The 13,579-nt window shown below is 56.3% G+C and carries 14 protein-coding genes; 9 read left to right on the top strand and 5 right to left on the bottom strand.

Going from position 1 to position 13,579, the window contains the following annotated elements; translation table 11 throughout:
- Window positions 1-43: 43 nt before the first annotated feature.
- Window positions 44-1,186: a GGDEF domain-containing protein gene (locus B9A13_RS06045; RefSeq protein ID WP_159448041.1), complete on the bottom strand. Its 1,143-nt coding sequence runs from the start codon at window positions 1,184-1,186 to the stop codon at window positions 44-46.
- A 310-nt stretch (window positions 1,187-1,496) separates the two neighbouring features.
- On the opposite strand from B9A13_RS06045, the gene B9A13_RS06040 reads away from it, so the two are divergent.
- From B9A13_RS06040 to B9A13_RS06000, 9 genes are all read left to right on the top strand, one after another.
- Window positions 1,497-2,045 (top strand): O-acetyl-ADP-ribose deacetylase, encoded by a 549-nt coding sequence (locus B9A13_RS06040; RefSeq protein WP_084234390.1) that lies wholly within the window; start codon window positions 1,497-1,499, stop codon window positions 2,043-2,045.
- Window positions 2,046-2,215: 170 nt separating this feature from the next.
- Window positions 2,216-3,067, top strand: a complete 852-nt coding sequence (locus B9A13_RS06035) for a Rossmann-like and DUF2520 domain-containing protein (protein WP_143806895.1) — start codon at window positions 2,216-2,218, stop codon at window positions 3,065-3,067.
- Between the two features lie 18 nt (window positions 3,068-3,085).
- Entirely contained in the window at window positions 3,086-3,913 is an 828-nt protein-coding gene (panB, locus tag B9A13_RS06030) for a 3-methyl-2-oxobutanoate hydroxymethyltransferase (protein WP_084234184.1), read from the top strand.
- A 7-nt stretch (window positions 3,914-3,920) separates the two neighbouring features.
- A complete protein-coding gene (gene panC / locus B9A13_RS06025) occupies window positions 3,921-4,790 on the top strand; it encodes a pantoate--beta-alanine ligase (protein WP_084234389.1) in 870 nt (289 codons plus the stop codon).
- On the top strand, window positions 4,787-5,140 hold the full coding sequence (panD, locus tag B9A13_RS06020; protein ID WP_084234182.1) for an aspartate 1-decarboxylase: 354 nt from the start codon (window positions 4,787-4,789) through the stop codon (window positions 5,138-5,140). Before panC ends, panD begins: the two co-directional genes overlap by 4 nt.
- A 248-nt stretch (window positions 5,141-5,388) precedes the next feature.
- Entirely contained in the window at window positions 5,389-6,702 is a 1,314-nt protein-coding gene (locus tag B9A13_RS06015) for a cation:proton antiporter (RefSeq protein WP_084234181.1), read from the top strand.
- 170 nt (window positions 6,703-6,872) lie between these two features.
- Window positions 6,873-7,949 (top strand): A/G-specific adenine glycosylase, encoded by a 1,077-nt coding sequence (mutY, locus tag B9A13_RS06010; RefSeq protein WP_084234179.1) that lies wholly within the window; start codon window positions 6,873-6,875, stop codon window positions 7,947-7,949.
- A 54-nt stretch (window positions 7,950-8,003) separates the two neighbouring features.
- On the top strand, window positions 8,004-8,570 hold the full coding sequence (locus tag B9A13_RS06005) for a thymidine kinase (protein ID WP_084234178.1): 567 nt from the start codon (window positions 8,004-8,006) through the stop codon (window positions 8,568-8,570).
- Between the two features lie 86 nt (window positions 8,571-8,656).
- Window positions 8,657-9,460 (top strand): radical SAM protein, encoded by an 804-nt coding sequence (locus B9A13_RS06000; protein ID WP_242942797.1) that lies wholly within the window; start codon window positions 8,657-8,659, stop codon window positions 9,458-9,460.
- Between the two features lie 527 nt (window positions 9,461-9,987).
- Here B9A13_RS06000 and groL read toward each other — a convergent pair.
- From groL to B9A13_RS05980, 4 genes are all read right to left on the bottom strand, one after another.
- Entirely contained in the window at window positions 9,988-11,622 is a 1,635-nt protein-coding gene (gene groL / locus B9A13_RS05995) for a chaperonin GroEL (protein ID WP_084234175.1), read from the bottom strand.
- A gap of 29 nt (window positions 11,623-11,651) precedes the next feature.
- Entirely contained in the window at window positions 11,652-11,936 is a 285-nt protein-coding gene (locus tag B9A13_RS05990; protein WP_084234173.1) for a co-chaperone GroES, read from the bottom strand.
- 323 nt (window positions 11,937-12,259) lie between these two features.
- Window positions 12,260-12,595 carry a hypothetical protein gene (locus B9A13_RS05985; protein WP_084234171.1) on the bottom strand — a complete coding sequence of 112 codons (336 nt, stop codon included), beginning with the start codon at window positions 12,593-12,595 and terminating at the stop codon, window positions 12,260-12,262.
- 36 nt (window positions 12,596-12,631) lie between these two features.
- The gene (locus B9A13_RS05980; RefSeq protein WP_084234169.1) at window positions 12,632-13,567 is read right to left on the bottom strand and encodes a diacylglycerol/lipid kinase family protein; all 936 of its coding nucleotides are present in this window, start codon (window positions 13,565-13,567) and stop codon (window positions 12,632-12,634) included.
- Window positions 13,568-13,579: the final 12 nt, after the last annotated feature.

Raw genomic sequence — 13,579 nt, 5'->3', positions numbered from 1 at the left:
TTCAGGAAGAATAAATACAGAGTTTCGCGATGCCCCGCAGCGGCTAAACCGCAAGAGTCCGGTCCGCCCGCGGGGGCTTGTTTTTATACATCAGCTGGTCGATGCGTTCAAGGAATTGATCCGCGGAAATCTTATTTTTACAGCTTACGCAGTCGTATCCGATACTGAGGCGGATGGCATAGGGAGCGGAATTCTGACTGTTGAAGGCCTCGATGGTGCCATTGAGCCGCTCGATGGCCTGGACCAGCTCCGCCGGATCGTGAATTTCCATAATGATAAGAAATTCGTCGCCTCCGTACCGGGAAATGAAATCGCTGTTCCGGAACGTTTTTTTCAGCAGAGCAGCCGTCTGTTCCAGCGCCTGATCCCCCGTCTGATGGCCGAATTCGTCGTTGATGGCCTTAAAACCGTCCAGATCGATCATAATGCCGCCGATATAGCCGTGGCTGAAGTTGATAAGTATGTTCCGGAGATAATAGTCCAGCTGCCGCCGGTTGAACAGTCCGGTCAGGTGATCGATATACAGGTAATGATACTGGATGTTGATGAAGATGATAAGAATGGAAATCGTCATGCTGGTCCAGATAAGAGAAAGCCCGTAAATCAGACTCTGTATGATTCCTCCCAGGATAGGCGGAATAGAGAAAATTAAAATCGGGAAAAAATAGTCTTTTGAGATTCTCTTGTGATTGACCAGAATAAATATCTGTGTGTGGATCAAATAAAGAAAGCTGATTGCAGCCATGACCCAGAACCAGCTGCCCCGGTGATAGAGATTGGCGGTGTCGATATAGAACAGGAAATGTCCCGGCAGACTGGCCACGGACAGCGCCGCGTTGAAGATAAGCGGTATGTGCATGGGTAAAAGCAGCCGCCGGATCCTTCGGCTGCTTCTGCGGATGCTGTAGTCGGCATAGAGAGACCAGACCATGCAGACCGCGGGATTCAGGATATAATAAAGCAGCGTGACGATCCAATAGATGTGATTCACTGCCGGACCCGCTCTCCCGTCCAGAAGCCACATACCCGAGTCCAGGACCAGCATGATGGCATTGAGCAGCAGGAGCAGTGAAAAAAGCCTTTGATCCGGAATCCGGACCGACAGGCGGTTGCGCAGGCTCAGATAAATCAGCAGCAGAATAACCAGCGCAAATAGATTGATTTGTACATACATCCAGCTTGTCATGCGAAATGCCTGCCCCTCTGTCATCCGATTCATAGGAATGCTCGAAAGAAGTACCGCATGTCTCCGGGGAAATTAACTGTAGCATTATACCATTCGACAAAATAATTTTCATCCGATTTCAATAAATTTATAGAATACTGACAGGACGACGCCCCACAGATTCCGATTTGTTGACAGAATAGCCATAGGCGGCTACAATATGGATGGTTTCCCTTGTTCTATATCCATGAAAAGGGAAAGCGAAATGAAAAATATGTACACGGAATTCGCCGGAGCAGGAACTCGGGACACCGGCGGAGGAGGAATCGACATGATTGGAATCGTCAAAGGAGATATCACCAAATTTCGGGCGGATGCCATCGTAAACGCTGCCAACACCGGCCTTCTGGGCGGGGGCGGCGTGGACGGCGCCATTCACCGGGCCGCCGGCCCGGAGCTGCTGGAGGAATGCCGTACTCTGGGGGGCTGCAAAACGGGGGAAGCGAAGATTACGAAGGGATATCGGCTGCCCGCCCGGTTTGTGATCCATACCCCGGGGCCCGTATGGCGGGGAGGAGACCATGGGGAAGAGGAGCTTCTGGCGAACAGCTATCGCAGCAGCCTGACTCTGGCGGCCGAAAACGACTGTAAAACCATTGCCTTTCCCTCCATCAGCACCGGCGTATACGGTTTCCCCCTGGACCGCGCCGCCGCGGTGGCGGTAAAGACCATCTGCGATTTTTTGGACAGGGATCACCGCCTGGGTGAGGTTACCATGGTCTGCTTCGACGAAAAGACCAGAAAGGCCTACGAGGATGCCATGGCCTCTCTCTATCGGGGAAACGGCTGCGGGTGCAAGGGGCATCATTCCGGCTCGTAAAGAAGCCGTTGGCCCCTTCTTTTTGTTGGAAACGCAAATATTTCCCTTGCTTTTTAAAAGCGATTCTGTTATTTATTAATAGACGGGTGGCATCCCTAGGGAGCTACACCGATAGATTTGAAATTTCCCGGCGAATTGCTTATATCCGAGAACTCGGAATAAGACAAGAGGTGAAGACTATAAGAATCAGCTTTATCGGAGCAGGAAAGGTTGGTTTTTCATTCGGCAAATATCTCAAGAAGCACGGACTCGAAATCGCAGGCTATTTGAGCAGGAACCCGGACAGCAGCCGGGCGGCCGCGGAATTCGTTTCCACGGAAGTGTTTCTGGATTACCCCTCTTTGATACGGGAGAGCGACATGATCCTGATCACCACTCCCGATTCCTCCGTGAGGCCGGTGTATGAAGAACTGACCCGATACCCCCTGGAGGGGAGAATCGTCGCCCATATGAGCGGCGGCATGTCCGCGGACGTATTCAAACCCACAAATCTATTCGGTGTTGAACCCATATCGATCCACCCCATCTGTCCGATTTCGGACAAGTATCAGTCTTATCGCAATCTGGAAACCTGTTACTTTTCTTTGGAAGGAAGCGACGCGGCCTATAAACGGGTGATGGAAGAGGTTTTTTCCCGGCTTCCCAACCGGACGACCCGGCTGACGGGGGAAAACAAGGCCCTTTATCACCTGGCCAATGTGACGGTATCGAATTTGTACCTGCCGCTCATGGCGAAGGCCGCCCGGTATCTGGCATCCTGCGGATTTGAGGAGGGCGACGCGATACGCGCCCTGTCTCCATTGATGGAGGCGAACATCCGCAACGTGCTGGAAAAAGGGATCCTGGGAGCCCTGACGGGGCCGGTGGAACGGGGCGACTGCGCTACCGTGAAGCGGCACTTATCCGTCATTCCCCCTTCCGACGAGGCGATCTACAGGGAGCTTTCCCGCTCTCTCGTAAGTTTGGCCGAAGAAAAGCACGAAGAACGGGATTACAGAGAGCTGAAAGACCTGCTACGTTAGATAGGGGGTTTTTTTATTATGAAAAATACGGCTTTAACCTTCCGGCAGGCAAAGGAAAAGGGCGAAAAGCTCACCATGCTGACCTGCTATGATTATTCCACGGCCAAGCTCATGGACGAGAGCGGCGTCAATTCCCTGCTGGTGGGTGATTCCCTGGGTATGGTGATGATGGGGTATGAAAACACCCTGGCGGTCACCATGGAGGATATGATTCATCATACAAAATGCGTGTCCAGAGGAGCGAAAAACGCCCTCGTGATCGGAGATATGCCGTTTCTGTCCTACCATACCTCGGTGTACGACGCCGTGGTGAACGCCGGCCGGCTCATCAAGGAGGGCGGAGCTCAGGCGGTGAAGCTGGAGGGCGGGGCGGACATGGCGGAAACGGTGGCCGCCATCGTCCGTGCCCAGATTCCGGTCTGCGGCCACATCGGGCTGACGCCTCAGTCCATAAACGCCTTCGGGGGCTTCAAGGTCCAGGGCAAAACCGTGGAGGCCGCCCAGAAGCTCTTGGACGACGCGAAACGCTTGGAGGACGCCGGGTGCTTTGCCGTTGTCCTGGAGTGCATCCCGGAACTGCCGGCCCGGCAGATTACGGAGTCCCTGTCCATTCCCACCGTCGGTATCGGCGCGGGCAAATACTGCGACGGGCAGGTGCTGGTGTATCAGGACATGCTGGGGCTCTACAGCGACGTAACGCCCAAGTTTGTTAGAAAATTTGCCGACTGCGGCACGGTGATGCGGGAGGCCTTCCGCCGGTATATCGAGGCGGTGAATGAGGGGAGCTTCCCCTCTGCCGAGCACACCTTCCGCTTCGAGGGCACGGTTTCGGCCCGGGTGAGCTGAAATGGGCATGACGGTACTGAAAGAAATCGAAGGCGTTCGGGAACAGGTCCGCGCATGGCGGGAACAGGGCTTCACCGTGGGGCTGGTCCCCACAATGGGATACCTCCACGAGGGCCACGCTTCCTTGATCCGGCGGGCGGCGGAAGAAAACGACCGCGTTGTCGTGAGCGTTTTTGTGAATCCCACCCAGTTCGGCCCCAAAGAAGATCTGTCTTCCTACCCCAGAGACCTGGTGAGGGACATTGAAACTGTCGAGCGCAGCGGGGGCGACATGATCTTTTACCCGGAGGCCTCCGCCATGTATCCGGAAGCCTATTCCACCTATGTGGAGGTGGGAGGCATCACGGGGGAGCTGTGCGGCAGATCCCGTCCCGCTCATTTCCGGGGCGTTGCCACCGTGGTGACGAAGCTGTTCAACATCGTCCGCCCGGACAGGGCGTATTTCGGGCGGAAGGACGCCCAGCAGCTGGCCGTGATACGGCGCATGGCAAAGGATCTGAATATGGACCTGGAGATTGTGGGCTGCCCCATCGTCCGGGAACCCGACGGCCTTGCCATGAGCTCCAGAAACAGCTATCTTTCCAAGGAGGAGAGAGCCGACGCTCTTGTCCTGTCCCGGGCCCTCCGGCAGTGCCGGGAGCGGTTCCAAAGCGGCTGCCGGGACGCCCAGGCGCTGAAGGAGGAAATGCGCGGGATCATCGCCGGCGCCTCTTCCGCCGTTCCGGATTACGTGGAGATCGTGGACGCCGTGACCTTTCACAGCGTGAAGACGATTGAGAAAAAAGCCCTGGCGGCGCTGGCTGTGTATATCGGGAAAACCCGTCTGATCGACAATACTCTCCTCGACCCTGATGACGAGGAGGATCCTGAGCTATGACAGTTACCATGCTGAAATCCAAAATACACCGGGCCACCGTGACCGATGCGGATCTCAATTACGTCGGCAGCATCACCATAGACAAAGAGCTTCTGGAAGCCGCGGGTATCCTGGAATATGAAAAGGTCCAGGTGGTCAACTGCAACAATGGCAGCCGCCTGGAGACCTATACCATTGCAGGGCCGCCCGGTAGCGGGACGATCTGTTTAAACGGCGCGGCTGCCCGGCATGCCCTGAGGGGCGACGTGGTCATCATCATCGCTTACGCCGGAATGACTCCCGCGGAGGCGAAAGAACATGTTCCCGCCGTCGTCCGGGTGGACCGGAGCAATCATATTATCCCAAGCTGAATAAAAACAAAAAAAGAAGCGGACGGGTTCCCGTCCGCTTCTTTTTTTGTTTGCAATCGACTCCTTGATCTGGGAAAAATGTGCTTAAAATTTATTGAATATCAACAATTACTAAAGATATATGTTGAGTATATTGCATAAAAATATGTTGATTTATTTGTGCAAGGGTACTATACTTTATGATTATTCCTTGAAATGTCAATCGAATGTCAAGAAAAACGACTTGACGACGATAAGGAGGCTGCTGCATGTCGTATCTCTTCTTGTTTAACCTTGCGCTGATCCTGATTACCACAAAACTTCTGAGCATGGCCACCAAAAAGCTGCAGATGCCCCAGGTGGTGGGCGCTCTGCTGGCCGGCCTGCTTCTTGGGCCGGTGGGCTTCAATCTTTTGCAGGAAACCGATTTTATAAAAAAGATCGCCGAACTCGGCGTGATTATTCTGATGTTTACCGCAGGGCTGGAAACCAACATCACGGAACTGAAAAAAAGCGGTAAAAACTCCTTTGTGATAGCCCTGATCGGCGTTCTGGTCCCTTTGGGAGGCGGGACTCTCTTGGCGTATTTCTTTAACCGGGGGGCGCTTTCCTCGGGAAATGTCAGCGCCTTTCTTCAGAACATATTCATCGGCGTGATTTTGACCGCCACCTCGGTGAGCATTACCGTGGAGACCCTCAAGGAGCTGGGGCGCCTGGATACCCGCGCGGGCAGCGCCATTCTGGGCGCGGCGCTCATTGACGATATTCTGGGCATCATCGCGCTCACCGTCATTACAAGCTTTGCCGACAAGGAGGTAAACGTGCTTCTGGTGCTCCTGAAAATCGTACTGTTTTTTGTGTTTCTGGTGGTGGTGGGGTACCTGTTTCACCGCGGCTTCATCTGGTGGATCAAAAAATTTGACAGAAACATGCGCCGGTTCGTCATCGTGGCGTTTACCTTTTGCCTGCTGCTGGCATTTGCGGCGGAGCATATTTTCGGGGTTGCGGATATAACGGGTGCGTATTTTGCCGGCCTCATCATCTGCAATACCCAGCGAACGAAATATATAGCCTCCCGCTTTGAGATCCTTTCCTACATGCTCCTGTCCCCGGTGTTCTTTGCCAGCATTGGCATTCAGGTGGTTCTGCCCCCCATGTCCGGCGCTATTATCCTGTTTTCCGTCCTGCTGCTTCTGGTGGCGGTTGTCACCAAGATTGTGGGCTGCGGCCTGGGGGCGAAGCTGTGCGGCTACCGCAGCGACGAATCCCTTCAGATTGGAGTGGGGATGATCTCCCGGGGAGAGGTGGCCCTGATTGTGGCCAACCGGGGTAGTTCTTTGGGACTTATCAGCTCCGTGTTTTTCGGGCCGGTGATCCTCATGGTGATCATTACGACGATCCTGACGCCGGTGCTGCTGAAAATCGTATTCAGCAAGCAGAAAGCGGAAAACAAATATGCCGACCTTGTGGAGAGCAGTTTGGTGGATGGCTACCAGGAGACGGAGCAGCTGGATCTTGCCGAGCAGCATCTGCTGAAGCTAAACGACGAACATAAAAAGAAGCCGCCGCAAACAAAGAAATAGATTTCCCCGGAAAACCCGCCGCAGACGCTGCCGTCTGCGGCGGAACTTTTATCCGCCGCCCATTCCCGCCGCGGGAAAGAAACCGATTGTTCCGTTTCCCGATATGCTGTATACTATATATTTGTTGAAAAAGACGCAGCTTTCGCTGTGAGCTCTTGAGAGGTGCGCCGATGGAAAATAGAAACTTTGCTCTGCCGGAGGATATGGTCCCGTCTTTGCTCCGGTGGTATGATAAAAGCGCCAGGACGCTGCCCTGGCGCTCCGATCCGTCGCCCTACCGGGTGTGGGTTTCAGAGATCATGCTCCAGCAGACCCGGGTGGCGGCGGTCATCGAGCGGTTTGAAACGTTTCTGAGAGAACTTCCCGACCTGGAGGCCCTGGCCGCAGCCGGAGAAGGGGAACTCATGAAGCTCTGGGAGGGCTTGGGGTACTACAGCCGCGCCCGGAATATGCAGAAAGCCGCCCGCAGTATTATGGAGCGCTGCGAAGGGCGGTTCCCCTCGGCCTTTGAGGAGATCCTCCGGCTTCCCGGCGTGGGGGAATATACCGCGGGAGCCGTATCCTCCATCGCCTTCGGCCTTCCGGTCCCCGCGGTGGACGGCAACGTGCTCCGGGTGGTCTCCCGCCTTACGGCGAGCGATACGGATATCGGGCGCCCGGAAGTGAAAAAATCTGTCGGGGATGCGATCCGGAAGATTATCCCCCACAGCCGCCCGGGGGATTTCAATCAGGCGCTCATGGACCTGGGGGCGGAAATCTGCCTTCCCAACGGTGCGCCCCTCTGTTCCCGCTGTCCCTTGTCGTCCTTCTGCGAGGGGTATAGACGGGGAGTCGCGGAAAGCCTGCCGGTCAAAACTGCAAAAAAGCCCCGCCGCCGGGAATGCCGCACGGTCTTTCTCGTTTTTTCTCCCCTGGGTGTGGCCCTCCGGCGCCGGCCGGACCGGGGCCTGTTGGCTGGCCTTTGGGAGTTTCCCGGTGAGAACGGATTTCTATCGGCCGAAGAGGCCGTACCGGTCCTGCAAAGCTGGGGACTGAATGTGAGAAATGCTGTTTCCTCCGTGAAGGGGTTTCATGTTTTTACCCATGTGGAATGGGACATGACGGGGATTATGGCCGATGCGGCGCCTAACGAGCTGCCGGCGTGCTGGCGCTGGGCCGACGCCCGGGCCCTCCGGGAAGAGCTTGCGGTCCCTTCCGCCTTCCGGGCGTACCTGGAGGAAGCCCTCAGGCACATGGAAGGGGCATAAGAGCCGCGGACGCAAAACAAAAAGGAAGAACATTTTCGGATAGGGGTGGCTGGATTGGCAAAGCTGTATTTCCGGTACGGAGTGATGGGCTCCAGCAAAACCGCGAACGCCCTCATGGTGCATTACAATTACGCCGAGCGGGGCCAGAGGGCCCTGCTGGCAAAGCCTTCCGTGGACAGGCGGGACGGCGGGCATGTGATCCGCTCCAGAATGGGACTGGAGCACCCCTGCGTTTATTTTCATGAGATAGACGATGCCATGGTCAAAGAGTATGACTGCGTCATCGTGGACGAGGCCCAGTTTCTCACCAAGGCGGAAGTTCAGTATCTGGCGCACGTGGTGGACGACCTGGGGATCCCCGTCATCTGCTACGGGCTGCGGGCGGATTTCCGGGGAGACCTGTTTCCGGGCAGTCAGGAGCTTCTGGCGATTTCGGATATCATTGAGGAAGTGAAAACCATCTGCTGGTGCGGGAAAAAGGCCACCTACAACGCCCGGTTTGACGAAAACGGCGTCGTCCTCAAGGAGGGCGAGCAGGTGGTGCTGGGCGCGGGGGAAAAATACGTGGGCCTCTGCCGGAAGCATTGGGCGGAAGGGAATATGGGGAACAAGCCGAAATGAGCAAACCTTGCCAGCTGTGCCCCAGGCGCTGCCTTGTGCTTCGCCCCGAATCGGCTCCTCCCGGAAAAGGGCCCGGAGCCTGCAGAATGGGCCGCCTTCCCGTTGTGGCGAGAGCGGGGCTTCACCTTTGGGAGGAACCCTGTATCAGCGGTGCCCGGGGATCCGGGACGGTGTTTTTCAGCGGCTGTTCTTTGGGGTGCGTTTTTTGCCAGAATTATAAAATCAGCTCGGAGTGTTTCGGCCGGGAGATTTCGGTTTCTCGCCTCCGGGAGATCTACCGGGAGCTCCTCGGGCAGGGTGCCCACAACATTAACCTCGTTAGCCCCGCGCATTTTGCCGATGCGGTCCTGGAGTCTCTGGACCCGCCTCTCCCGGTCCCCGTAGTGTGGAACAGCGGCGGGTATGATCGCGTGGATACGCTGCGGCGCCTGGAGGGCAAAGTGCAGGTCTATCTGCCCGATATGAAGTATTCGGATGATGCCCTGTCTCTCCGGTATTCCGGCGCGACGGATTATTTTGAGACGGCAAAGGCCGCGATAACGGAAATGGTCCGCCAGACGGGGCCGTATGAAATGAAAGATGGGCTGCTGGAAAAGGGCGTCCTGATCCGCCACCTGATCCTTCCGGGGCAGATGGATAACACCCGGGGTGTCATCGACTGGATTTCCGCCGCCTTTCCGCCGAAAACGGTTCTGGTGTCCCTCATGGGCCAGTATACCCCCTGCGGCCCCGCCGCCGCCTCTCCGCCCCTGGACCGGCGCGTGACCCGGGCCGAATACCGGGCCATGGAGGAGTATCTCCTGGCCGCCGGCATAACGGACGGCTACCTCCAGGAGCCCGACGCCTCCGGTCCCGCCTGTATCCCTGACTTCGACCTCACCGGCATATGAAAAGGCTCGATGCCGCCGCCGCTTTCTTCGAAATCTTCCCAAACGTATCCCAACGCGGTTTTTCCAAAACCAGTTGAGCTCAACAGCTTAAAACCCGGAACTCTCCGGTTGCTGGCAAAATCTTCTGAAACGCCTCACAAAGCAGGTTTTCGCAGACCCCTTAAGTCCCACAGACCAAAACCCGGAGAGCTCCGATCGCGGGCTGAAAAGCGGTCCCTTGCCACAGAGCCGTCCGTGCGTTCGAAACTGCCGATAGTTAATCACTTATTAAGAGCACCCATAGGAGCATCCTTCCCGGAGATCCAAGAGGCCGGAGCCCCTTGGCATCCTTTTGGTGACTTTTCCTATGCAGGAAAAGTTACCCCCGGCGGGGAGCGCGCCGCTCCCGTCCAAACCTCTCGAAATATCATTTCTTTCAAACCATTTCAGAATATACGAGTAAAATTCGAGTCTCCTTCTTATTATTCAGACAAAGAAAAAAGCAGGGAAAGCAATTCGCTTTCCCTGCTTTTGGCTGTGAGAGGGGATTAATACATTCCCATTCCGCCGCCCATGTCGGGCGCGGGAGCGTGGGGCGCGGGCGGCTGGGGCTTGTCGCCCACGAGGGATTCGGTGGTAAGAACGATGGCGGCAACCGACGCCGCGTTTTCCAGCGCGCTACGGGTGACCTTGGTGGGGTCAACGATGCCGGCGGAGATCATATCGCAGTATACTTCCTTATAGGCGTCGAAGCCGTACCCGGACCTGCGGCTGTTCTTGACTTTCTCCAGGACGACGGCGCCTTCCACGCCGGCGTTGACGGCGATCTGCTTGAGGGGCTCCTGAAGGGCTTTGACGACGATGCGCACACCCGTCTTTTCGTCGCCCTCCACCTTGGAGATCAGCTTTTCCACTTCGGGAATGGCGTTGATGAAGACCGTTCCGCCGCCGGGTACGATGCCCTCTTCCACGGCTGCGCGGGTGGCGTTGAGCGCGTCCTCGATGCGCAGCTTCTTTTCCTTCATCTCGGTCTCCGTGGCCGCGCCCACCTTGATGACTGCGACGCCGCCGGAGAGCTTGGCAAGCCGCTCCTGGAGCTTTTCCTTGTCGTATTCGGAAGTGCTGGCTTCGATCTGGTTCCGGATCTGGTGGATACGATCCTTGATCGCCTTGGCGGAGCCGGCGCCGTCCACGATGATGGTGTCCTCTTTGCGGACCTTCACCTGGCGGGCTCTGCCCAGCTGATCCATGGTCGCGTTCTTGAGCTCCAGGCCCATCTCCTCGGTGACTACCTGGCCGCCGGTGAGAATGGCGATATCCTGAAGCATTTCCTTGCGCCTGTCTCCGAAGCCGGGGGCCTTGACGCAGACGCAGTTGATGGTGCCGCGCAGGCGGTTTACGATGAGGGTGGAAAGAGCTTCGCCTTCCACGTCCTCGGCGATGATGACCAGTTTCTTGCCGCTCTGGACCACCTGCTCCAGCAGGGGAAGCAGCTCCTGGATATTGCTGATCTTCTTGTCGGTGATCAGGATGTAGGCGTCGTCGATGACCGCTTCCATCTTTTCGGTATCGGTGACCATGTAGGGGGTGATGTAACCCCGGTCGAACATCATGCCTTCCACGATCTCGCTGTAGGTCTCGGCAGTCTTGGACTCCTCCACGGTAATGACGCCGTCGCTGGAGACCTTCTCCATGGCCTCGGCGATGAGTTTACCGATGGTCTCGTCGCTGGAGGAAATGGCGCCGACACGGGCGATGTCCGCCGTGCCGTTGACCTTCTTGGAGTTGTTCTTGATGGCGGTCACGGCAGTATCTACGGCCTTGGCGATACCCTTTTTCATAACCATGGGGCTTGCTCCGGCGGCCAGGTTTTTAAGGCCTTCCCGGATCATGGCCTGGGCCAGAAGGGTGGCGGTGGTGGTGCCGTCTCCGGCCACGTCGTTGGTCTTGGTGGCGACTTCCTTCAGAAGCTGGGCGCCCATATTTTCAAAGGGGTCCTCCAGCTCGATTTCCTTTGCGATGGTGACGCCGTCGTTGGTGATGAGGGGAGAGCCGAACTTGCGGTCCAGGACGACGTTGCGGCCCTTGGGCCCAAGAGTGATTTTAACCGTGTCGGCAAGTGTGTTGATGCCCCGTTCCAGAGCCTGGCGGGCCTCGTCGCCGTAAAGAATCTGTTTAGCCATGTTTTTACCTCCTGTTGTTTACGGAAATATTATTCGACAATTGCAAGGATGTCGCTCTGCCGGACGATGATAAGTTCTTCCTTGTCCAGCTTGACTTCGGTTCCGGAGTATTTGCTGGTGATGACCTTGTCTCCCGGTTTGACGGTCATGGTGACCTCTTTGCCGTCCACCAGCCCGCCGGGGCCGACGGAGATTACTTCAGCAACCGAGGGCTTTTCCTTTGCCGAGCCCGTCAGGATGATCCCGCTCTTTGTGGTTTCCTCTACTTCCGTCATCTTTAAAATCACTCTGTCTGCCAGCGGTTTCAGTTTCATTCAATAATACCTCCTAAATTTATCTTCGCGGTATAGACTTGTTAAGAGCGTTAGCACTCATTGTGCGAGAGTGCTAACGCAATTATTATAATAATTCAGATGGAAAATGAATGCAAGTAAATGAGAACTGATTTTTATATGATTATCGATTAAAAACGGCCAATATTAAGAAATATATCTCTGAAGGTTCTTGTATCTCCGATTATCGAAGAAATCCTTTGATATTCAGATTAATGTCGCCTGTAATAACATGAAATAGAATAAAAATCGCGGATAGAACCCCGATAGACGGGGAATCGGCCGGTTTGCATGTCCGACCATAGCTACTCTGCCCCGACCGCCGGCTCGTTATTCCCGGGACGTGACGGCCGGAAGGATTCCAGCGCCCGCATGACGGCTCCCGGCAGCTCGTCCTCTCCGCAGGACACGCGGTTTACGCTGAAGCCGGCCACGGATACCTCCGGTCCGGGTACCTGAGGCCGGGTGGCGCAGTCCACGGGGCAGGAACTGACCACCAGCAGCACATCCCGGCGGGGATCGTCATAGGGCAGAAACAGAGTATCCGGCATGTTGTCCCGGAGAACCTGTACCAGTGCCGGCCCGTTCATCTGGGGATTGCAGTTTCCGCAGTACTTGATACCCACTCTGAGCGTCTCCAAACGTCAAACCTCCCGGTCCTTGCCGCCTTCCGCGGTTTATATGGGATCGGCGAAAAAAGTGGATTCCCATCGGGCACCGCGTGGAAAAATAAAACGGATTTTTCTGGGGGAAAGGGACAGACGGACTTCCCGGCTCATCATCACCTCGCCGTCGATGTTGATGGCTGTGCGCCCCTCCCGGCTCAGGATGGCCATTTCTTTTCCCGTGAGATGGGTTGCCAGATCCGGATGCCGCCTGTAATTTCCGGTCTTGTAATCGCCGATGACCTCAGCCACCTTAAGTACGGTTACCTTCCGGACCAGAAGGAACTCAATCCGCCCGTCGTCCGGCTCCGCTTCCGGCATCACGTACATCCCTCCGCCGTAGTATCGCCCGCTGGCGGCCACCAGCATGGTGAAATCGCCGGAAAAATGCCGCCCGTCCACTTCCGCTTCATAGGGGCGGGAAATTCCCCGGAGAACGTGATACAGGGTGGACAGAGCATAAGCTCCTCTTCCGGAGAGAAAGGGGAGCTTTTTGAAAGACTGCATTCCCGCGGCGATTCTGGCGTCCAGTCCCACTGAGCAGATGTTGAGGCAGAGCCGGCCGTTGCAGTCGATGAGATCAAACTCCGCCGTCTCGCCCTCCACCAATTCCCGCAGATCCGAAAACCGAGAGGTGTCTTTGCCGAAAATGCGGATAAAATCGTTCCCGCTGCCCGTGGGATACTGGGTAACGGCCACGTGAGGATACCCCGCCGCGCCGTTGACCGCTTCGTTCAGCGTCCCGTCCCCGCCGCAGGCGTAAACCCGCAGCTCGTCTCCCTGCCCGGCCGCCCGCTGAACGATGTCGGCCGCGTCCATGGGGCCCCGGGTAAGTATGATTTCGCAGGGAAAACCCATTTCCCTGGCCAGTTCTTCGATTTCCGCGCGGATTTCATGGCTTCTGTCCGTCTTTCCCGCCGTGGGGTTGATTACAAAGAGATGCTTCATTCGTGCTTCACC

Origin of the sequence: Papillibacter cinnamivorans DSM 12816, from assembly GCF_900176335.1 — a bacterium.
GTDB classification, from domain to species: domain Bacteria; phylum Bacillota; class Clostridia; order Oscillospirales; family Oscillospiraceae; genus Papillibacter; species Papillibacter cinnamivorans.
Note: the sequence above shows the minus strand (reverse complement) of the source record. Positions and strands in the feature narration are given on the sequence as shown.